Genomic DNA, 22,817 nt, shown 5'->3' with positions numbered 1-22,817 from the left:
TAAAGGTGTTTTTTATTCTGGCTTGAGCAGCCATTTATGCATTTTTAGTTAATGCTTTTGCCGCAGGGTCGCGGTAAAAGTTATAAAGCATGGCTAAAAATAAGATCACAGCAAAGCCGGTAGCTAAGTAAAAACCGTAGCGTACGTGGCCAAAGTAATCACTTATCATGCCCATAAATAAAGGCGCAAGTGCGGCCGAAAGCGCGGTAAAAAATAAAATAACACCCGCTACTGCACCATGTTGTGCAACAGGAAAGCACGATATACCTTTAGAGTTTAAAGTAGGGTAAACCATCGACATAAATAAACCCGAAAGCGGAAGTAAGCCTACCGCCCAATCAACTCCGCCTACCAAAGTGCCCACATAACACAGTGCGATGCCTAAACTTAAATAAGCCATAACCCCTTGCCAGCTAAAGTGATTTAAAAGCCATACAGCAATAAAGCGTCCAGCAGCACGTAATACAAAAAATATAGTAAGTGCGTAGGTCGCAAGCAAAGGCCACGAGCCTGTGTAATCTTTTAAAAGTGTTGGCATCCACACGTAAATAGCAACCTCGGTAGCCACATATAATGCAATAGCCAACGAAAAACCAAGTGCATACGGGTTTTTAATCATTTTCATGGTGGTGGCAAGTGAAGCTGGCTTTTCTGTGCTTTTAACAACACTTGGGTAGTCGGCGCGCCATGCCATTAACGCTAAAATTAAACACATAACGCCGGCAATAATGTACAGATAAGTCCAGCTCACGTTTTGAGTAAGCAGTACGCCTACCAGCGCAGGGCCAACTATGGCACCAATACCAAAAAAGCCTTCTACTTTGTTCATGGTTTTAGTGTGCTCTGCGTTACTTGCAGATATGTCGCCAAGTAGCGCTAGTGCGCCGGTTTTAAATAAACCAATGGCAAGCCCTATACAGCACAGCAAAATTAAAAACACCGAAAAGCTATTGCTAAAGGCAAACAAAAAGCAGCTGAGCGAAAAAATAAGTAAGCCCAGCATTATGGTTTGTTTACGGCCTAGGCTGTCGGCTAAAAAGCCTAAAAACAAGCCACTAAAGGCAATGAGTGCCATAGGTGCATAATGAAAAGCACTGGCTTGGGTCATGCTTAAACCAAACTCTGTGATTAGTTCAGGGATGATCATACCTACCGCATCTGAGGTCATCGCAAACATAAAAAACATCATGTAAGTGAGTATTCGTATGCGCTGCATTGGGTCGCTTTGGGTGTGTGTGTGTAAATTTGTCATGTGATTTTTCCTCGTTGTGGCTCAAGTTATAGTAATAACTCAATCACTTACTCTAATTAGTATTACCTTTGCCACAACTTTTGTATGTAAAATATTTAAAAATTACTTGTAAAATTGTACGTGCTAGTTAAAGATATATCTTAATCGATTAAGTTTCAACTTGGTAATCACACATGATGAAGAATAAAGTTCAATTGATCACATACGCTGATCGAATCACAGGGCAAGATATAAACGCACTTACTACGCTTTTAAATGGCCAACTTAAGGGCGTTTTTGGTGGTGTACACCTTTTGCCGTTTTATAATCCGATTGATGGCAGCGATGCAGGCTTTGACCCGATTGATCACAGCGAAGTAGATTCTCGCATTGGTACATGGGCTGATATTCAAGCACTGGGTGAAAACCATGATCTAATGGCCGATTTAATCGTTAACCATGTATCGGCGCAGTCTTATCAGTTTCAAGATGTGCTAGCTAAAGGTAAGCAATCAGAATTTTGGGATTTGTTTTTAACAAAAGAAGACGTTTTTCCAAATGGAATGAGCGAGCAAGAGCAGCAAGCCATTTATCGCCCGCGCCCCGGTAGCTGTTTTACACCCATGCAGTGTGGCGATGGTCAAACGTATGACTTTTGGACTACGTTTACCGATAACCAAATTGATATAAACGTAAAAGTTGAAGCGGGTATAGCGTATTTAAATAACGTATTAACTAAGTTTTCTGAAAATAACGTAAATATTATTCGTTTAGATGCAGCGGGTTACGCAATTAAACAAGCCGGTACTAACTGTTTTATGCTAGACGAAACCTTTGGCTACCTAGATAACCTATCAAAGCAAGCAAACGAGCTTGGCATGGAAACCATTGCTGAAATTCATAGCCACTACCAAACACAAGTAGAAGTAGCAAAGCGTGTAAACATGGTTTACGACTTTGCATTACCGCCGCTTATTTTACATAGCTTATTTAATAACGATGTAGATGCACTGCTTAAATGGTTACAAATTTCACCACGCAACTGTTTAACGGTACTTGATACGCACGACGGCATAGGCATTATTGATGCTGGCCCAATGGGCGACAAGCCAGGGCTATTAAATGCACAGCAAATAGATACGCTTGTAGAAACCATGCATGCCAACAGTAACAACCAAAGCCGCCAAGCTACGGGTGCTGCTGCCAGTAATGTTGATTTATACCAAGTAAATTGCACGTATTACAATGCATTAGGTGCTAACGATTTAGATTATTTGATTTCGCGTGCCATACAGTTTTTTGCCCCCGGTGTGCCGCAAGTGTACTACGGTGGTTTATTTGCCTGCGAAAACGATATGGATTTACTTGCGCGTACCAATGTGGGCCGTGATATTAACCGTCCGTATTTAAATAGTGAAACAATTGAGCACGCACTCAATAAACCTGTAGTAAAAGGTTTAATAGAGCTCATTAAATTACGTAATGAACACCCCGCTTTTGCAGGAGAGTTTAGTGCTCACGGCACCCAGGGAATATGTTGTTTAACATGGCAACTTGAAGATAAGTCTATTGCATTAAGTGTTAATTTTAAAACGCGAGACGCGCTTATTACCCAAGTAAATGGTGATGAAGAAACAACGATAAGTTTAAACGCATTGTTAGCCTAACAGGCTATTAAAACAAAAAGCCAAGCTCAAAAGCTTGGCTTTTGTTTACCCAGTCCTTTTTAACATAACCTATTAACCACTTGCGCCAATATCTAGCTCGTAACTTACATCACATATTTTTTCTTCTTTTGATATAAAGAGCTCGGCGGCCATTACGCCTTTTTCTTGGCTGTTTTGATGAATAGTGGTTAGGCGCGGCACAAAACGAGCGGCTTCGTCTATTCCATCAAAGCCGACAATACGCAGTTCTTCATCTATTTTTATGCCTTGTTTTATCGCTTCTCGCATGGTGGCAAGGGCAATTAAATCACTCATACAAATTATAACGTTAGGGCGAGGGGAGGCACTTAACACCTCTTTAGCGGCAATGTTAGCAAAACGCTCGCTGCTCTCAGGTATATTCCAAATGCGGTCATCAGCTACGGTTATATTTGCCTCACTTAAAGCACGTTGATAACCCCGTAAACGTTGGTGCGAAATAGATTGCCCTGTTTCAAATTCGTGGTGCTCATATACGCGGCACAATACGTTTTCATCAAGTAATCTTAAGCCTAAAATAGCGACTTTATCACTTGGATTTTTTAAAACATGCTTGGCTATTTCGTAACTTGCTTGCTCGTTATTAATATTTACAGAGGCATTGCGGGCTATATCAAAATCAATAGTTACCACATGTTTAGAGACCGTTTTTAGCTGCTCTACTAATGCGTTATTACGAGGGCGGCCATAACAAATAAAGCCATCAACAAAGTCGACCACACTGTTAAGGTTATCGCTATTACCAGAAAACAATAAAACATTAATGCCGTTTTTTTCAAGCACCGAGGTTACACCCCGCATAAAGCTACTGGCCACAGGGTCCGACACCATATATTCCACGCTATCGGGCAGCACTAACGCCACAATATTAAACGTACCACTGCGAAGCGATTGCGCGGCTTTATTGGGCCCGTAATAGCCCAAGGTTTTACACGCTGCAAGAATATCGTCTCGGCGTTTAGCCGATAGCTGATCAGGGCGATTAAACGCATTAGAGACTGTTGCGTTAGATACACCTAACTCTTTGGCAATACTTTTTAGGGTCCAGCGGGTTTGCTTACTCATACCAATTCTTTACTCAATACTCATGTTAATAAACTAACATATTCAGGGCGTTAGCAAAGTAAAAAATAAGGTTTTAGCCTTAATGCCGGCACTCTTTAGGCGCAATGCCAAAGGTTTGTTTAAATACACGACTAAAGTGGCTCGCGCTATTAAACCCAACATCAAAGCACACTTGGCTAATTGCATGGCCTTGTAGTAATTGATTGCGGGCTTTTTTAAGCCTTAATTGTTGCTGCCAAAGGGCTGGGGTAGTACCAAATGCCAGTTTAAACTGCTGATAAAATTTACTGCGGCTCATGCAGGCTATTTTGCACAAGGTATTTATATCGAGCGTTTCGTTTAAGTGCTCTTCCATATAAAGCAGTGCATCGCTTATTTTTGTTTTAAGGCGTGGTTTATCGCTATTAGCGAGTAATAAGTCGCGACTTTGTTGTTGTAGCAACCGGGTGATCAATTCGTTTAATGACAAGTCAATTAAGTAATGTCGCTGTGCGCCTTGTTCGCTAAATAAATGCACCATGCGCTCTAATAATTGCTGTGTTTGGCTATTATGTTGGCTGTGTACCAATTGTGGAACATACTCGAATAAGCCGCCATCGTGTGCAAAGCTTTGCTGCATGTTAAGCGCATTCGCCACAGCGTTTATTTTATCTTTGCTTATTTCAATTGCTAAACATGTGGTTGGGGCGTGCATTGATGCCTGTGGAAAATCAATTAATACACCTTGCTCTGGCGCTAATACAAACGACTCGTGGGGTAAAAATGCTTTATGGTATTGGCTACTTTCTACGTGCATTACTTTTTTACCGCTGAGCATGGCACAAAACAGTAACTCCTTTGAATGCAGTGCCACCTTTTGTGCGCGTTGGTACGTGTCGTAAATGCTCAACTCGCTGTTATCTGCTGCAAATGTCACTTTATTTTCTATTAAAACATCAAGTTGTTGGCGTTTTTTGTTTAACGGAGATGTGTGCATATCAATCCTTTTGGCTTTTATTAGTGTGGACTCACAGACAACTTTTGTGGACAGCTAATCAAGTTTTTAGGTGCTCGTTAGGCTAATGTCAAACTAAATATAAAGCATTTTGTTTTATATAAATGTTCGACCTTTAGCTAACAACAATAAAGAGAGCACACACATGATATATGCAAATCCAGGTAGCGACGGCGCACTCGTAAACTTTAAACAACAATACGGTAATTACATTGGCGGAGAGTGGGTAAAACCTGTAAACGGCCAATATTTTGATAATATAAGCCCAGTAAACGGTAAGGTATTTTGCCAAATACCTCGCTCCGACAAAGACGATATAAACCTAGCACTCGACAAAGCGCATGCAGTGCGAGAGCAGTGGGGCACAACCTCGGTGACCGAGCGCAGTAATATACTGTTAAAAATAGCCGACCGAATTGAGCAAAACCTAGAGCTACTAGCCGTTGCCGAAACATGGGATAACGGTAAAGCCATTCGCGAAACACTCGCGGCTGATATTCCGCTCGCGGCCGATCATTTTCGCTACTTTGCAGGGTGCCTGCGCTCGCAAGATGGCAGTATTGGCGAAATTGACGAAACCACGGTGGCGTATCATTTTCACGAACCGTTAGGTGTGGTGGGGCAGGTTATCCCGTGGAACTTCCCTATTTTAATGGCTGCATGGAAACTTGCCCCAGCTCTTGCTGCAGGTAACTGTGTGGTACTAAAACCAGCTGAGCAAACACCGGCCTCTATTTTAGTTTTAATGGACATTATTGGTGACTTACTGCCTGCAGGCGTGCTCAATATTGTAAATGGGTTTGGTAAAGAAGCAGGCGAAGCACTGGTCACAAGCAAACGCATTGCTAAAATTGCATTTACAGGCTCTACACCTGTCGGCTCACATATTTTAAAATGTGCTGCTGAAAACATTATTCCCTCAACGGTAGAACTTGGCGGTAAATCGCCCAATATATTTTTTAGTGATGTAATGGAAAAAGACGACGCGTTTTTATCAAAAGCCATAGAAGGCGCCGTACTTGCTTACTTTAACCAGGGCGAAGTATGTACCTGTCCATCAAGATTGTTTATTCAAGAAGATATATACGAGCAATTTATTGAGCGCATACTCGAACGTACCCAACAAATTAAACGTGGCAATCCACTCGACAGCGAAACCATGGTGGGCGCTCAAGCTTCAAAAGCACAGTTTGATAAAATACTTAGTTACATAGACATAGGTAAAAAAGAAGGCGCTGAAGTACTCACCGGCGGAAACGTAGAGCAGCTAAATGACGATTTAAATGGTGGTTATTACATACAACCTACACTGCTTAAAGGTACCAACGACATGCGTGTGTTCCAAGAAGAAATTTTTGGCCCTGTTATTTCTATGTCGACCTTTAAAGATGAAGCCGAAGCACTCGAACTTGCCAACAGCTCAGAATTTGGCTTAGGCGCAGGGGTGTGGAGCCGAAACATGAACCGTGCTTATACCATGGGGCGTAAAATTGAAGCTGGCCGGGTGTGGACCAACTGTTACCACATGTACCCAGCACATGCTGCATTTGGTGGGTATAAAAAATCAGGAATAGGGCGCGAAACGCACAAACTAGCACTCGATCACTACCAACAAACTAAAAATTTATTAGTGAGCTATAGCGAAGATCCGCTCGGTTTTTTTTAATAAAACAGTTCAAACTTAAACACAACAACCATTAAGTAATGAGGGCGCTGCATATTTGCAGCGCTTTTTATTCACAGTGCTAACAACACTATTTTAAGCGTGTTGTAATATATAAGTACAATACCAGCCGCGTTTAAAGCGTTAAAACCTAAGCGCGTTAAATAGGCCATTACGTGCGTTAAAAACGATTTTACGATATTAACTTTTTATAAAAGCTGCTCTAAAAATGTGCAGTGATTTATGCATTGTCGGATATTACTGATCTCCCCCATTTGGGTGCATTACAGCATTTACGGAGATTTCTTTGTAGTTAACTAGTTGTTTACAGGTGGTTATTTGCTGGCTAAGATAAGTGCATTGTAATATAGGGACATTTGTCGGTTTATAAAACGACAAATGTCGTAGACAAAGTTGTTAGTTGTACTCAATAAACTCAAAGGAATTACCCTTGGAATATGTTAGAAAAGTTTGGTTTTGGCTTACTTTAATTGTTTGTCCTATTTTAATTCTTTGGGCTTTCTATACCATTGGAAAGTTAGTAGGCCATGCAGTGGTTTCACAATCTAGTATGCCTGCTATTAATAGCACTCATTTGGTACCAATTTGTGGTGGCATTTGTGCTTTGTCTGTTCTCTTAAATACTTTACGTAAAGCAAAAGTACGCTTTGCACGAGCAAACAACTAACAAGTTTATTAAACATCATTACGGCCAAAAAACGGCCTCCACTGGACGCGCAAAAAACGCGCGCCGTTTATAAAAAGCGTTATAAATAAAAGGAAGTTTCGGTTATGAAAAAGAATATTGGCATTCTAATCACTACTCTTATTATTGGTGGATGTGCATCAACGGAAGTAGATAAAGAGTATTCGCACTTATCAGTTACTCACAACGAAATACAATCTTCAAAATGGAGTCAATTAAATCGGTTTCCAGCTAGGTATCCCAAACAGGCTGTAATGAAGTCTATTGAAGGTTGCGCCACCATTGAGTATGTAATCACACCACAAAATGAAGTAAAAGACATAACTGTTATAGCTTCGACAAATAAGCACTTTTCTAAAGCGGCTGAAGATGTAATTAAAAACTGGAAGTGGTCAGAATTACCAAAAAATATCATTACTCATCCAGTTAAAACGCAAACTCGGTTTGATTTCTGTTTTGATAAACCAAATCAACCTTGTTCAACCATAACACCAAAATATTCATGTCCAAGCAAAGATATAATATACTCTACAGGCAAGCGTATAAAGGTAAGTGGTTAATCTATTTATAGCAACATGCCCTTAGGTGGACGACTAGTAAAGCTTAGCTATTAATTTAAAGTGGCAGCTTAATTTGTGTTGGTTATTTCGCAGTCCACACCAAGAATTAAACTAGACACCGTATTAAACTAGACACCCACCTTAAACTTCCCTCTTTAAAAAGCCTAGATTCTAATAGGCTAAATAAAGTGGGTCCCATCATAATTTGTTAGGCCCCATTATAATTTGGTGCCCTGACATAAATTAAAAATTATTCGTAAAAGTGACCCATTAATAAAAGATAAATTCTGAACCTGTATGGCAGATTTAGTTGCACAGTGTTGTTTGTTTTATTAAGGTGACTGCCTAGTTTGTGTGATTCAGGTGGCTGTTTAGTTTATATGATTATTAGTATATTCAGCACCTTAAGTAGAGGGAAATATGTTTTTTGAATCGTGGAGTGAAATAGCGCGCATTGTTACCACAACCTTGATTATTTATCCCTTTTTAATCCTAGCGACGCATTTATTGGGTAAACGCTCATTTGCTAAAATGAATAACTTTGACTGGATAATCACCGTCGCGGCAGGCTCCATCTTAGGTTCTGCTATCTTATTGAAAGACGTGGTTATAGTTGAGGTTTTAGTCGCGGTAAGCTTGCTCCTATTTTTACAATATTTACTCACTTGGATCAGCGCACATTTTTCGATGTTCGACAAAGTAGTCAAAACCTCTCCACAATTAGTTTTTTTCGACGGTGAATATATAGAGGCTGCTATGAAAGACACTCGACTCACCAGCACCGAAGTGGAAGCGAGTGTTCGAAAAGCCGGTTTTGGTGATTTAAGCACAGTTATGGCGGTGGTTTTCGAGGCGGATGGTGAATTAAGTATTGTGCCGAAAAGTAAAAACTATGATCAACTGATTGTGAAGTTACGAAATGTCCCAGATTAATTGAAAAATTTTTAGTGGCCGAAGATTACCTTCAAGCACCAAAATTAATTGGCATGGCTTTTTTACTGCATCATACACATTGCTCACCTACTAAATTAGGTTGGACGATTCTTAAGTTTTTAACTTAGGTGCCAAGTATGTATTTACTTATGTCCCTTAAATCGCTTTTTTAGTATGGTTAATGAACAATAACGTACCAGTAATTTATTTTTAGCTTAAATGGATTTTCATGACTATAAAAACAAAAATAACCAATTATGTATTGCTACCAATTTTACTACTACCAGCAGTTGTAAATGCCGCACAAGAGCCGATTATACCTACTACAACTGAGCAGTGGCGCAGTATAACAGAGCGCGATATTGAGGCAGCATATAGCATTACCGCACAAAATCATCCCGGTATGTTTGATGTTAATAATCCAACGTTCCCTGACTTATTAAAAAAAGCAAAAGCAGAAGCACTTACATTGTCGGCTCAAGCGAGTGGGCCGCAGGTTCATGTAGCGGCAATTTCTCGTTTTAGCACTATTTTACAAGATGGCCACGCCGGTGCGTTTTCAAGCGTAGATAGACCCGCGCGTCGCTGGCCGGGCTTTAGAACTGTGTGGCGAGGTGATGCGCTAAAAGTGTATTACAGTGAAAACAAAAATATTAGCAAAGGCGACGTTGTAAGCCAATGTGATGGGCAAAGCACCGAGACCTTAATACGTGATAGAGTGTTTAAGTTTTATGGGCAAGTTGCACAACCTGGCCATTGGTGGCAACAAGGTTGGCGGTTACTCATTGACGAGGGCAATCCATTTTTAACTCCTTTAAAAGAATGCGAATTTGTTAAAGCCAATGGCGATACCTATACACACGTATTAAATTGGTCTGTAAGGCCTAAGTCAGCCAGTAAGCATTTAGAAAATGCCTACAACGGTGATGAACTCCCCATTGATTTAACCTGGCCTGAAAAAAATATTGCGTGGATTGCTATGCCTAGCTTTTCATCAACCGAAAAGCAAACTGCTGCCTACAATAAAGTGTTTGAAAAAATACAACAGCAGCGTAGTAAGTTACTTACTGCAAAAGCCGTGGTGTTAGATTTGCGCCATAACCAAGGTGGCTCATCTTATTGGAGCTCACAAATAGCCAAAGAACTATGGGGCAAAAAAATAGTAGAACAAAAAGTAGATAATACTTCTCAAAACACGCAAGTGTGGTGGAGAGCATCAAAGGATAATACCGACCATGTAGTGTCTTTATTAGAGGTTGTAAAAAATCAGCCTGAATTATTGAAAATATTTAAAATCACGGCTGCGGGTATGGCTTTATCACTTAAAAGTGGCTCTACATTTTATGTAGAGCAAGAAGCTAATATGCCAATTAACATACCTCAAAAGCCTTTAACTAGTGACTTTAAAACCAAGGTGTTTGTTATTGTTCCACCGCAGTGCGCCAGTGCTTGTTTAGATGCGCTTGATAAGTTTAAGCTTTTTGAAAATACAACGTTATTCGGTGCGCCAAGTAGTGCTGATTCTATGTACATGGAAGTACGCTTAGCTGATTTACCTTCAGGGTTGGGGAAAGTGATTGTACCTAACAAAGTATACGTAAACAGAGCGCGTGGGGCTGGGGATTTTTATAAGCCCGATGTGGCATATAACGGCATTGATTGGACAACTAATGTATTGCTTGAGCAAATAAAAACGTTATAAAAAAAGCCGCTTGTTAAAACAAGCGGCTTAACTATTCTAACTAGGGAATAGTTTAAAACGTGTAACGGGCACCAATTGAGTAGCGTGGGCCGTACTGATTAGCAAATAAAAACTGCTCTTCGTAACGGCCGTAGCCTTCTTCGGTGGCATTATTTAAGTTTATGCCATCAAAAAATACGGTTACGTTTTCGTTTACATCGTAGTTAACGCTCATATCCCATTGGCCGTAGGCTTTAGCATATTGCGGTGGCGCATCGGCTGAGCCTTGTGCTTGGCCTACACCAATTAAGTACGAGTCGCGCCATGCGTAAGTAATTTTGATTGATAGGCCGTCTTTTTCGTAAAAGCCTTGAAAGTTAGCAGAGTCACTTAAACCTGTAAGCGGCGCTTGTTGGTCTAGGCTTTCGCTATCAAATTCTACATCGCCATCTACAAACGTGGCGTTAACACCTACACCAAAACCAGTTTCGCCAATTAAGTGCTGAACAGCCACTTCAAAACCATCTACCGATTTGCTGTCGGTGTTTTGTGGTTGGCTTATGTTCCATACCATAAGTGGGTCATCACTATTTGGCTCAATGACGCCATTCGCATTGCCATAACCATTGCTAATCATTTGCGCAAAAATAGCATCGGTGGTTGCTTGCTCGCCGCGCGATTCAATATCGCTAACTGCTTGTAAGTAACGTGGGCCGTTTAAAATGTCGTATAGGCCTTCAATCGTGGTTTGCGTAATGGTGGTTTGAATAAAGTTATCTACGTCTTTTTTAAAGTAACCAACAGAGGCGTAGCTGCCTTCTGCGTAGTAATACTCTAATGATAAGTCGAGATTGGTTGATTCAAACGGCAATAAATTTGTATTACCTTGGCTACCCGTGCGCGAGCCAGGTTTTGGGCTGCCTGTTAAGCTACGGCCACCGGCTAAATCGCCCAGTGGTGCACGCGACATAGTTTTACCCCATGATACGCGGGCTACAACATCTTCGGTTAAATCAACACTTACATCGATTGACGGTAATAATATGTCGTAATCGCCTTGCTGCTCTAAGAAGTTATCATCGCCGCCGGCAGCATATTGCATTATCCACTCTGAGGCGCTGATCCAGTTTACTTGTTCTTCAACACGTTGGCGTACTGTGCTGGTTACATCTGTTTGCTCGTAGCGCAGGCCTGCGTTTACTTTTACGTAGTAATCGCTTACATCAAACTCCCAGCTTGATTGAATATAAAAGCTGTTTGTAATTTCTTCTACGTAGCTTTCGCTATCAATACCATCCATGTAAGCATTGGCTGCGTATGCATCGCCACCAGTTACATCAGAAGTTAGGTAAGCCATTTGGCGAGCAACTGCTTCGTCAAAATCGTAGGTGTAGTAGTAACCTGGTTGTAAGTTGCTGCCGCCACCATCAAATTGATCTAAAAGGCCCGACGTATCGTGGCGAGTAAACATGCTGTCTGGGAATATTTCTGTGTACGATGGGTTAAAACCAGGGCCACCTACTAAACCACTCCATGCAGTGTAACCACCGGTGTTTTGCTCAGTGCGCGATGCACCAAATTTTACTTTAACTAGGCCAATATCAAAGTTTTCATTGTACCAAGTGGTATGTAATTGTAATTGCTCAATGTTTGATTCACCCGGCGAGTGCGTAAATTGGCTAAAGTTAGAGTCAATTTCGCCTGGCGTTAATTCGCTTGTGCCGTTTAACCAGTTAACTTGAGCACTTGGGATTTCGCCTGTGCGGTAATCGTAAATTTTATTTGCTAGCTGATCAGAGCCTAAAATCACTTGGCCGGTACTGCCTAGCCCGTCATCGGCGCCGTTATCGGTTTCATTTTTAGAGTCATGGTAATCAAGTTCAACGTGCCACGTGTCGTTAATTTCCCACTCTAGGTTTAAACCAATAGAGCGTGCTTTTACTTCTGTGGTGCCTTTGTTAGCTGTAAACGAGGCATCGTTACCGCTAATATCGGCATAAACAGCGGTGCCGTTTTCATCAAGCTCGTAGCCATTAATATTGCTACCAAAGTCGTTCCAGATACCCCAACCAATACTTTCAGAGCCCGTAACCGCTTTACTTGCTGTGTAATCTAAAGTGGCTACAAAGCCATCAACCGGTTCAAATTGAAAAGTAACTTGGCCGTTAGTACGTTCACGCTCTACATCTTCAATAGAGTAGTTCATGTCTTTAGGGAAGTAGTAGTTACCTGATGGGTCAGTACGGTTATCAACAACGTTACTGCTATCTAATTCAGGTAAATCAACATTGGCTTGCCAACCTTGAATATTGGCGCGTTGTTTTTGAAAGTCGCGTTCTTGATGCGAAAACGAAAAACCAAAACCAAATCTGTCATCCGCAAATGTATTGCTATAAACAGCAGAAAGCTCTGGGGTTACATCATCACCGGCTTCGTTTGACGAGTCGTGATTTGCTTTAACCGTGGCTGAAAAATTTTGACCTGGCTTTTGAAAAGGGCGCGCAGTAGAAATATTAACTGTTGCACCTAAACCACCGCTTGGTACATCGGCGCGCGCTGTTTTAAATACTTCTAGCGCACTTACGCCCTCTGAGGCAATGTTTTCAAGGTTGTACGAACGCGTATAACCTGTGCCAGGCATTTGGCGGCCGTTTAGCGTAATTAAGTTAAACTCTGGGCCAAAACCACGTACGGTAATTTGGCTACCTTCACCGTTTGCACGGCTCACCGATACACCGGTAATGCGTTGTAATGATTCTGCTAAATTGGTATCTGGAAATTTACCCATTTCTTCTGCTGAAATGGCATCTACTACGCCCGATGAATCACGTTTCATATCCATAGAACGAATAAGTGAACCACGAATACCTTTTACTTCAATAACTTCTACATCAGGAGATGCTGCAGTGTCTGCCTCGGCAGCAATGGCCGTATTTAACGTGCTTGCAGCAATGATAAGAGACACAGAAGCCGCAAGTTGGCTCTTTTTAAAATTGAATGTGTTCATAATAGCTCTGCTTTATAAAATGTTGTTGTGTAGCAATAGGCGCCATGCGCCTATTGTAGTGTGTTTTATGGATTCGCGATAATCACGTTATCTATGCGGTATAATGCGCCGTTGCCCATATCCCACGTAGGAAATACCATGAGCACGTTTATAGCGCTAATATCTAAGCCCGCATCAAATAGTTCCTGAATAGGGAAGGTGTATGTTTGCCATTCGCCTGTAACAGGTGTTTGCCCTTCATTGCTTTGCGTTAATGCCAGCTCTACTGCGCTTGAAGCGCCAATTGATTCAATTTTAAACAACCATTGTGCATCCACGTTTGAAGGTGCTGTTATTACTTTTAAATCAAACTGTACAACGCCATTTTCTAACAGGGCTGATGCATCAAACGATACGTCTTCATCGGCTAAAAAGCCCATTACAGTAGGTGTTGCACCAATGCTAAACTGAGCCACTGCGCCGTGCTGATCATCGTCGGTTTCTGTTGTAGGTGTTGAACCACCACAGCAATCCCATATGCTCCACTGATCGGCGACTGTATCTGTAAATACGTTTAGCTCACCAGAGGCAACGGGCGCTGCATTAGGGTTGTAAATTTTAACATTATCTACACGGTAAACCGCGCCTTCACCTGCGCCCCATGCCGGAAAAATCATAAGTACATCAATTGCACTTACATCAAGGCCTGCACCTGCGAGATCTGATAACTTAAATGTATAAGTTTGCCACTCGCCAGTCACTGGCGCTACACCTTCAACACTTTGCGTTAGTTCAAGTTCTGCAAATGAAGTTGCACCATTTGCCTCTACTTTAAATAACCACGCAGTTGAAGGGTCGCTAGGGGTAGACGTTACTTTTAAGTCAAACTGAATAACGCCTTCATCTAAAATGCTGCTTGCATCAAATGACTCACCTGCACCACCTACTTCAACACGGCTGTTAAAGCCCATTACTGTAGGCTCTGCACCAATACTAAATTCAGCGGTTACACCGTGCGCTTCATCATCTACCACTTCGATAGGTGTTGAGCCACCACAACAATCCCACATTGGCCATGCTAGGTTTTGCTCATCTTCAAAAATAGTTAGCTCTGGTGATGCGCCTAGGTTGTCTTGTGTAATTTCAACGTCGTCAATTAAAAAGGTTGCGCCTTCGCCCGTGCCCCACTCAGGAAATACCATAAGTACGTCAATTGCGCTGATATCTAAATCTAAGTCAGCAAGGTCAGAAAGTAAAAACGTATAGGTTTGCCACTGACCTACTACAGGTGCTTGGCCTTCAACGCTACTTGTAAGCGGCATATCAGCATCGGTTGAGGCTTCTGTGCTTTCAAGTTTTACAAACCAAGGTGTGTCTGACACGCTTGGTGCGCTGGTTACTTTCATTTTAAAGCGTACGTAGCCTTCTTCTAGCATAGGTGATGCATCAAAAGGTGTTGCAGCGCCGTTTTCGTCAGTAATAAACGCATCGCGGCTAATAAAACCAACCACTGTAGGCTCGCTGCCTATTGTAAATTCAACAACGTCGCCTTGCTCTTCATCACTTACAATTGCAGGTGTAGAGCCACCACAACAATCCCATGCTGGCCAGTTAGGGTTAAAGCTGTCGCCAAAAATAGTTAACGGTGTAGCAATACCTGTAGATGGCGGGCTAGGAATAGGCGCTTCGCCCTCTAGCAGGGCATCGTCTAGGCTATCGTAACCTGGGCGAATAGTTTCACACCCTTTGCCGGTATCTGGGTTTGATGCACATTGATAAACACGTACGTAGTCAATTGCAAATGTTTGGCCGTTTTCAAATGCGCTGGCATCTACGCCTAACTCATTTACGTTTTCAGGCCAGTCGCCGCCTACTGCTAAATTTAACAGTAAGTGAAAGTCTTTATCGTAAGGAGCGCTATCCCAATGAGTTTCTAGCTCGCCAGAACCTTGTTCAAAATACTCTGCAAACCAACCGCGATGTTTTAAACCTGCGGCTTCGCCTTTGGAATTATATAATACTTCTGATTGGCGCTGTGTGGCATATAGGTAGCCATCAACGTACCAGCGTATTTCACCTTCTTGCCACTCTACTGCGTAAGTATGAAAATCATCTGCTGGGTTGCTATCTTCAGGAAATTTGTACTCTTGGCCTGTGTAGCTGTTATCTGGCCATGCACGGCCGTAATGCAATGTGCCATGAATGCTTGATTCAAAACCGCCATCTTCGTCAGCGGTTTTTAGGTTTACTGATTCTAAAACATCAATTTCGCCTGAGCGTGGCCATGTACCGTATTCTTCATCGGTTGGTAGCATCCAAAACGCAGGCCAGCTGCCTTGCCCCGAAGGGAGCTTTGCACGTACTTCAAAGCGGCCATAAGTAAAGTCAGCATTGTAACGGGTATTTAAACGCGCAGAAGTGTAGGGCTTTTCAGCGCCTTCTGTTGCGGGTAGGGCAACAATGTTTAACACACCGTCTTGTATAAAGGCGTTTTCTTCGTTATCGGTGTAACATTGTTTTTCGTTGTTACCACCGCCATCGCAGTTTAATTCAAAGTTCCACTTATTAGTATCAATGGCAGAGCCGTCAAACTCGTCGCTCCATACTAGTTGCCAATCTGAAACTGGCTCAGAAGCGTCGATATTTTCAAAATTAGATGTTGTGGCTGAGTCGCCACCACAGCCAGCTAAAGACGCTAACGAAATAGCAGCCAGTAAGCGAGCAATGTGTGTTTTTTCAATGTTCATAGCTGAACCCCGGTTTCACAGATTGTTGTCAGAATGTGTGTTTAAACTTATTAAAAAGAACCATATTTATTTTTGTAAGCGCTTACATTTATCATGTGTTTTTGTAAGCGCTTACAAATAATATTGCGCACTACGTAAATGGTCAACATATTTGTGTGTTTTATTTACATTTAGTTTACGGTAAGACCAGTTTACCAGTTGGAGTTATTAACTAAATCACTAATAGATTTAACAGCTTACATTATTTGTAATGTTGCATTTTTAATACATCTATTAATACTTTACTTAATTAGTAAATATTAAAGTGACCTGTAGCAATTACATTTAGCGCTAATTGCGATGATTTACCCGTATTAGGCTTACTATATGGCGTGTAATTTTGCTTTTTTACAAAAACGAAAGTTAAAAAAAGTGAAAGTGGTATAGCATTCAATAGGTTAGTAAACCCTTTAAAGTGCTTAGCTTGTAAAGGTTAAATTATAGGGAGTAAGGCTTTGGCGGGGTTTAATAAGGTAAATGTGTAAATTTAAATACGCATTTACCTCTTAATTTATTATTTATTTTAATAGTATTGTAGCCACTTGAAATGGCAGCTTATTTACGTTTAAACGGCATAATTAGCAAGCCCCACAGCGAGGCGTTTTGCTGCGGGTTAGGGTATTCTTTTAAGCCTATATCTATGTCGTTATCGGCTTTTTGCGCTTCATTTTTGTAACTACCAAACAGTTTATCCCACCAAATAACACTAAATCCATAGTTTGAATTGGTTTCGCTCACTCGTTGACTATGATGAATACGGTGCAGTATTTGGGTCATTAATATGAGCCGAAGTGGTTTTTCTATGGCATTGGGTAAACGTATATTGGCGTGGTTAAACAGCGCTAATCCATTAAGTGCTATTTCAAATATTAATACTGCAATAGCAGGTACTCCTAAAGCGGTAACGGCAATCAATTTTATAACTATACTGAGCACAATTTCGATAGGGTGAAAACGCAAACCTGTGCTGGTATCTACATGGGCATCGGCGTGGTGCACACGGTGCAAACGCCACAAAATAGGCACTTGATGAAACAGCCGGTGCTGCCAATAAATAACTATATCAAGTAGTAATATGCTTAAAATAATAGCAACACTACTTGGTGTGGCTATTTGATTAAATAAACCGATACCGTGCTCTTGGTTATAAAACGCTACGGCAGTTAAGCCTATTGGCACACTTAAGCGAGCAATTAATGATGAAGCAAACACCAGTCCAAAATTGGCCAACCATCGGGTGGTGCTTTTTATCGGCGATTTACGGGCAGGCATACGCGATTCTAGCAGCATCATAATAACCAAAATGCTAAAAAAGAACCCTAATCGCCACCAAATTTCATTACTCATTGGTTTGTTTAACCTCATCAGCTTCTTGGCGTTTAAGCGTATTATAACCACCATGTATACGTGTAAAAATAGTAATAGCGCACGCAGTGGCAAAAATACTCGCCATTAGGGCAAAGTGCTGCGGCCAAATACAAAAGGCAATAAACAGCGCGATGGTTTCTGTGCCTTCGGTTAAACCATTTAAATAGTAAAAGCTTTTGTATTTAAACTGGGGTTTTTCGAGCTTAAATTTTTCGGCGGCTATGGCAAAGGCTAAAAAGCTTGAGCCAGTGCCTATAAAGGTGGTCAGTAATATGCTACCTGCAATGGCGTTTTGCTCAGGGTTTGCCAAAATAAAGCCAAGCGGAATTGCCGCATAAAATAAAAAGTCGAGGGTAATATCTAAAAAGCCGCCAGCGCTTGAACTTAAATTTGCATGGCGTGCCAATGCGCCATCTAGCCCATCTAAAATACGATTTAAAGCAATAGCCGTTAACGCTGCGTACCACATTTCATACGCAATTAATGGCACAGCTAATAGCCCTATTAAAAAGCCCGCCACAGTAAGTTGGTCGGGTGTTATGCCGCGCTTGTGCATTAACGCTACAACAGGGGTTAACAGTGGCTTTATTACTGGGGTGATGTATTTGTCTAACATACTTGGTGCCTTGTGCTTTTTGTGCGTTTACTTGGCTAAATTTAAGGTGATCAGTTTGCCGTTTGCAGCCTCTGCATCGCTATGATCGTGAGTTACCATAATAGCGGGCAATTTATGCTCGCGTATTTGGCTAAATACCAGCTCGCGCGTATCTACTCTTAATTGGGTATCGAGCTTGCTAAAGGGCTCATCAAGTAAAATAGCTTTTGGCTCGCTTAATAGCATACGCAATAAAGCAACGCGGGCTTGTTGCCCACCAGAGAGGTTGTCGGGGTGGCGATTAGCCATGCCTTTTAACCCTACTTGTTCAAGGGCGTGCTCTATTTTTTCAAGGCGCTGTCTTTTATTGCCTTTAGGCATAGCAAAGGCAATGTTACCGCTTACCGATAAATGCGAAAATAATAACGCATCTTGATAAAGCACGCCTATGTGGCGTAAATGTGCGGGCAAGTTATTAATATTTTCGCCGTTAAGCCACACTTCGCCATTTGCGCTAAAACCACTGGGTAATGTGCCGGTAAGCCAATTTAATAAACTTGATTTACCACTGCCTGATGGCCCCATAACCGTGAGTATTTCGCCGCCTTTTACCTGCTCGTTTAAGCTAAGTAATTGCTGGTTTTGACGATAAAGCTCACAATTTTTAATCTCTAAAGATGACTGCATTAAAAACCTTTTAATTTATGGGTTAGCGATGGGCGCTTTTAAAAAAGTACTTAGGTAACACCCACGCTAGTATAAAGCCAATGAGTGGCAATGCCATTTGCATAATGGCATACACCGCACTGGTGCGCCTACTTGCGCCATTAGCAAGGGTAACCGCTTCGGTTGTGATGGTTGCTATGCGCCCGCCACCGGCTAAAAGTGTAGGTAAATATTGGCCAAAGCTAATGGCTAAACCAAGTGCCGCCGCAATTAAAACAGGAGCAAATAACTGGGGTAATTTTACTTGTAAAAACACTTTGCAGGGCGTTGCGCCAAGGCTTGCTGCTACATGAGCAAAGCGAGGATCTAAGCGCCTATAACTGCTCGCAAGCGATAAAAATACATACGGGAGTACAAACAATAAGTGGGTAAATACCACATTAAAAAACGCGGCCTGGTTATTTACTAGTTGTTGCAGCCACACTAGGCCAAATAAAAATGCAATACTTGGCACAAGCAGCGGTAAATAAATAATTAAGCTGGTAAAGCGCGACATAGGTTTGGCACTTAACTGCTCTGACTCTAAGCACAAAAGCGTAATAATAATGGCAAATAACGTAGTAACTAGCCCTATAGCAAGGGTATTAAAAAGCGGGTTTTGCATTTGCATTAGCGCACTTTTAAAGTGAAGTAGCGTGAGCTGCTCGGGCAGTGCCGCCGGAAAACGCCAAAATCCGGCAACCGACCACATAATTAAGCCAGTTAACGAGAGCAAAATAAAGCCAATTACAAATACCGTTAATACGGCTGTTATTTTTTGCCAATAAACGCCGCCATATTCTCGCTCGCCATTGGTGAGTAAATCACTAAATAATGCTTTTATCGCTTTTTCGCCTCCAAGCCAAAGAGCTAGTAAACCGCCAGTAAGTACAAGCTGTAATAGTGCCCCCGCAGAGGCTTTAATACGCAGGTTTAAATCTACATCGTTAAACCAGTGCATTATAGCAACAGCAAGCGTTGGCGGGGTATTTGGCCCCAAAATAAGTGGCATTTCTACACTTGCACTGGCATAAGCCAATACGGCTAAAATGGGTAGGCGCAGTAATGGGTAAAGGCTTGGTAATACTACTTTAAAAAAAGCCGTCATAGGGCAGTAGCCCAAGTTAAGCGCTACTTTATGTTGCTGGCGCAGCTTTTTGCCAAGCTCAGGTTGGGCAAGTACACCTAGCGCCATTAACAGTAAAAAAGGCAGCTCTTTGAGGGTTAAGCCTAAAATTATACTAATACCAAACGCGTCATGCGGAAACATGCCGTTAGGTGCAAGTTCCCACCCACTAAACCAAGGCGATACTAAGCGCGAGATCATTCCCGAAGGCGCAATTAAAAAACCAACCGCTATAGCCGCTGCCGCGTGGGGAATTACCAGTATCGGGCTCAATAAACGCTGAATACGGTTAAGCCACGGGCTATTAAAAAATGCCGCTAAAATCATTAATGTAATGGTAAAGGCTAGTAAGGTACTTATTAATCCGCTGCCAACACTTAGCATAACCATGTGTGTTAGGCCGGGTGTTTGCATGAGCATAGTAAAGCCATGTAGGCCAAGTGTTGTATGCTCAAGTACCGGCTCATAACCAAAAGCGGGCAATAGCACGCTAATTAAGCCGCCTATTACCGGCAAAATAAGCAATGCCAGTAAAAATCGTGGGCTCAATGTAACTAATTTACTAAACATATCGGCGCTTTTATGTGGTTTAAGCGTTGAACTCGCTGCTAGCTTATTTGATACAACACTCATTGGCTTACTCCAAAACGCGCTTGCCAACCTTGCAAAATAGCGTTTACCCAGCTTGGGTGAGGCTCACTTAGCGTGCGTTTAATACTATTTAAAGGCAGGGCGCTTGGATGCGGTTGCGTTGTTTTAAATAAAGCTTGCTGCTGTGGTGCTAGCGTTGATTGAATAAGCACGCTTTTATCGCCCCATATAGGTGCTTTTTGTTTTTGAGCTTGCGCCTCTGGGCTTAATAAAAAATTAGCCACTAACTGCGCACTTTGTGCATGGCTTGCATTATAAGGTATGGCTACAAAGTGGGTGTTACTTAAACTGCCATCTTGCATTGCATAACTGCGAATACTTTTTGGTAAATCATAACGTTTAACGGCTGCGGGCACTTCGGGTGCTGAAAACGTAAACGCTATGCTTAGCTCGGTGTCGCCTACTAAACGGCGCATTTGTGCACCACTTTGCATAAAGTGTTTACCGCCGCGCCAAAGTGTTGGGTGCAGCTTATTTAAAAAGTCCCATAATGGGTTTAATACTTGGGCTGTGTTTTGTGCAGTAGCTGGCTGATTTAACTGTGCTTTAAGTGTGTCATCGCTTTGTTGATGTAGCATAACAAGCGCGTATTTTAAAAAGCTCATGCCTAAAAAGTCAGGCGGCTTTGGGTAGCTAAAGCGCCCTGGATTTTGTGCGCTCCAGCTAAGTAATTGGTTTAGGGTTGTTGGTAGTGTGTTATTTGCAGTGCCGTCGATTGCTAAACTGTCGTAGTAAAAGGTGAGCGATGCTTGGCCCCAAGGTGCTTCCATTCCATTAGTGGGTATTCCAAAATCAAAATTAACAGCAGGGTTATTACTAGGGTCGGTGTAGCTAAAATTAGGCAGCTTATTAGCCCATTGTTTAAGTAATAACGAGTGCTCGCTCATGGTTGCAAAGTTAGCACCGTTTATCCAAATTAAATCTACGCTGCCTTTATCGTTATTGTTTGCTGATTTTTCGGCAAGTACCCGGCTTACTGCTTCGCTGGTATCACTGAGCTTTACATGGACTAAGTTAATGTTGTATTTGGCTTTTACTTGCTGCGCAGCCCATTGAATATATGCATTTATTTGCGCATCGCCGCCCCACGCATAAAAATATACGCTTTGGTTTTTACCTAAGCTTTCTATTTGTTGCCAACGGCTTTGTAGTTGTGTACTTGCTAGGCTTTTAAAGCTAATAACAAGGCAAATGCAAAACGCGACACAGCAAAAGCTGTATCGCGATAATGTTTGCCAACATTTATTGGCGAGCATTTAAATCCCAGTTGTAGTCTAAAAATTTAACTTGCATGTTGTTATTTTTAAGCGCTTTTTGCTGAGCGGGTACCAGCTTTAGTGCTTTAGGGTATTGCATAAAAAACTGCTGCAATGTGTTTGCGCCTTTAAAGCCTTTTTCAAAATCCTCGCCGTACCACTTAAATATTGAAGATACACTTAGCGTCTTATCTTGCGCTATATTGCGGGTTGTATCTGATAAAAAACGCACCGTTTGCGCTTGCAATTGGCTTTCTAAATCAGTGGCAGTGTAGGCTTCTTCACGTAGGGCTGGGCAGCCAATACTTGCGCAATTTACAGCAAAGTGAATGCGTGGGTCGTTGTACTTACCACTGCCACGTATTAAACCATGTTCTATATCATCAAGGCTGCGCGTTTTACCAAGTAATGGCACAAACTCTTTGCTCCACGGTGAGCTAAAAAAGCTGCCTAAATCTTTAATTGATTTAAGGTTTGGGTATTTTGTTAATATTAGCTCAACAGTAAAGGCGTTATACGCGTTGATTAAAAACGCCAGTTGCTTTGGTTTTTCCCATGTATCAAACTCATTTTGCGTAACAGCCGATAGCGAATCTAAATAGGTTTTAAGCTCGCTGTGCTTAGCTTTTATTGCTGCGTAATCAACCTCAGTGCTGTGGCCATTATTAATAGCTACAACATGGTTGTTTAATAATGCGTTCCAGCCCTCGTGCATGTTTTGAGCTTGGGCCGAAAATGACGTTGCAAACGATGTTGCAAGCAAAGCAGACCCTAACAATAGCGCTTTTAAAGGTGTTTTAAACAT

The 22,817-nt window shown here is 41.8% G+C and carries 17 protein-coding genes; 6 read left to right on the top strand and 11 right to left on the bottom strand.

What is annotated here, in order from left to right; translation table 11 throughout:
- Positions 1 to 34: 34 nt before the first annotated feature.
- Positions 35 to 1,252: an MFS transporter gene (locus tag CWC04_RS04825; protein ID WP_138684770.1), complete on the bottom strand. Its 1,218-nt coding sequence runs from the start codon at positions 1,250 to 1,252 to the stop codon at positions 35 to 37.
- Positions 1,253 to 1,425: 173 nt separating this feature from the next.
- On the opposite strand from CWC04_RS04825, the gene gtfA reads away from it, so the two are divergent.
- On the top strand, positions 1,426 to 2,898 hold the full coding sequence (gene gtfA / locus CWC04_RS04820; protein ID WP_138684769.1) for a sucrose phosphorylase: 1,473 nt from the start codon (positions 1,426 to 1,428) through the stop codon (positions 2,896 to 2,898).
- 72 nt (positions 2,899 to 2,970) lie between these two features.
- Here gtfA and CWC04_RS04815 read toward each other — a convergent pair whose 3' ends face one another.
- Both CWC04_RS04815 and CWC04_RS04810 read right to left on the bottom strand, forming a co-directional pair.
- Positions 2,971 to 4,002, bottom strand: coding sequence for a LacI family DNA-binding transcriptional regulator (locus tag CWC04_RS04815; RefSeq protein WP_138684768.1), 1,032 nt, complete (start codon positions 4,000 to 4,002; stop codon positions 2,971 to 2,973).
- A 79-nt stretch (positions 4,003 to 4,081) separates the two neighbouring features.
- A complete protein-coding gene (locus CWC04_RS04810) occupies positions 4,082 to 4,978 on the bottom strand; it encodes an AraC family transcriptional regulator (RefSeq protein ID WP_138684767.1) in 897 nt (298 codons plus the stop codon).
- A gap of 163 nt (positions 4,979 to 5,141) precedes the next feature.
- Here CWC04_RS04810 and exaC point away from each other — a divergent pair, with 163 nt between their 5' ends.
- The 5 genes from exaC (at position 5,142) to CWC04_RS04785 (ending at position 10,560) form a co-directional block, all read left to right on the top strand.
- Positions 5,142 to 6,662, top strand: coding sequence for an acetaldehyde dehydrogenase ExaC (gene exaC / locus CWC04_RS04805; protein WP_138684766.1), 1,521 nt, complete (start codon positions 5,142 to 5,144; stop codon positions 6,660 to 6,662).
- A 448-nt stretch (positions 6,663 to 7,110) separates the two neighbouring features.
- Positions 7,111 to 7,347 (top strand): hypothetical protein, encoded by a 237-nt coding sequence (locus tag CWC04_RS04800; RefSeq protein ID WP_138684765.1) that lies wholly within the window; start codon positions 7,111 to 7,113, stop codon positions 7,345 to 7,347.
- A 104-nt stretch (positions 7,348 to 7,451) separates the two neighbouring features.
- Positions 7,452 to 7,925, top strand: coding sequence for an energy transducer TonB (locus CWC04_RS04795; RefSeq protein WP_138684764.1), 474 nt, complete (start codon positions 7,452 to 7,454; stop codon positions 7,923 to 7,925).
- A 420-nt stretch (positions 7,926 to 8,345) separates the two neighbouring features.
- Positions 8,346 to 8,858, top strand: a complete 513-nt coding sequence (locus tag CWC04_RS04790) for a DUF421 domain-containing protein (protein ID WP_138684763.1) — start codon at positions 8,346 to 8,348, stop codon at positions 8,856 to 8,858.
- 229 nt (positions 8,859 to 9,087) lie between these two features.
- A complete protein-coding gene (locus tag CWC04_RS04785) occupies positions 9,088 to 10,560 on the top strand; it encodes a S41 family peptidase (protein WP_138684762.1) in 1,473 nt (490 codons plus the stop codon).
- Positions 10,561 to 10,612: 52 nt separating this feature from the next.
- On the opposite strand, the gene CWC04_RS04780 is transcribed toward CWC04_RS04785, so the two are convergent.
- From CWC04_RS04780 to CWC04_RS04745, 8 genes are all read right to left on the bottom strand, one after another.
- A complete protein-coding gene (locus tag CWC04_RS04780) occupies positions 10,613 to 13,546 on the bottom strand; it encodes a TonB-dependent receptor (RefSeq protein WP_054981730.1) in 2,934 nt (977 codons plus the stop codon).
- A gap of 65 nt (positions 13,547 to 13,611) precedes the next feature.
- On the bottom strand, positions 13,612 to 16,272 hold the full coding sequence (locus tag CWC04_RS04775; RefSeq protein ID WP_138684761.1) for a glycoside hydrolase family 16 protein: 2,661 nt from the start codon (positions 16,270 to 16,272) through the stop codon (positions 13,612 to 13,614).
- A 594-nt stretch (positions 16,273 to 16,866) separates the two neighbouring features.
- Positions 16,867 to 17,658: a sterol desaturase family protein gene (locus tag CWC04_RS04770; RefSeq protein ID WP_138684760.1), complete on the bottom strand. Its 792-nt coding sequence runs from the start codon at positions 17,656 to 17,658 to the stop codon at positions 16,867 to 16,869.
- The gene (locus tag CWC04_RS04765) at positions 17,651 to 18,295 is read right to left on the bottom strand and encodes a CDP-alcohol phosphatidyltransferase family protein (RefSeq protein ID WP_138684759.1); all 645 of its coding nucleotides are present in this window, start codon (positions 18,293 to 18,295) and stop codon (positions 17,651 to 17,653) included. Before CWC04_RS04765 ends, CWC04_RS04770 begins: the two co-directional genes overlap by 8 nt.
- Positions 18,296 to 18,322: 27 nt before the next feature.
- On the bottom strand, positions 18,323 to 18,961 hold the full coding sequence (locus tag CWC04_RS04760; RefSeq protein WP_138684758.1) for an ATP-binding cassette domain-containing protein: 639 nt from the start codon (positions 18,959 to 18,961) through the stop codon (positions 18,323 to 18,325).
- Positions 18,962 to 18,983: 22 nt separating this feature from the next.
- The gene (locus CWC04_RS04755; protein WP_138684757.1) at positions 18,984 to 20,738 is read right to left on the bottom strand and encodes an ABC transporter permease; all 1,755 of its coding nucleotides are present in this window, start codon (positions 20,736 to 20,738) and stop codon (positions 18,984 to 18,986) included.
- On the bottom strand, positions 20,735 to 22,012 hold the full coding sequence (locus CWC04_RS04750; protein ID WP_138684756.1) for an ABC transporter substrate-binding protein: 1,278 nt from the start codon (positions 22,010 to 22,012) through the stop codon (positions 20,735 to 20,737). Before CWC04_RS04750 ends, CWC04_RS04755 begins: the two co-directional genes overlap by 4 nt.
- The gene (locus tag CWC04_RS04745; RefSeq protein WP_138684755.1) at positions 21,999 to 22,817 is read right to left on the bottom strand and encodes a DUF547 domain-containing protein; all 819 of its coding nucleotides are present in this window, start codon (positions 22,815 to 22,817) and stop codon (positions 21,999 to 22,001) included. The genes CWC04_RS04750 and CWC04_RS04745 overlap by 14 nt, the downstream gene beginning before the upstream one ends.

Source organism: Pseudoalteromonas sp. S2893, assembly GCF_005887105.1.
Lineage (GTDB): Bacteria > Pseudomonadota > Gammaproteobacteria > Enterobacterales > Alteromonadaceae > Pseudoalteromonas > Pseudoalteromonas atlantica.
The sequence above is the reverse complement of the archived record's forward strand: the minus strand, read 5'-3'. Positions and strand labels throughout refer to the sequence as shown.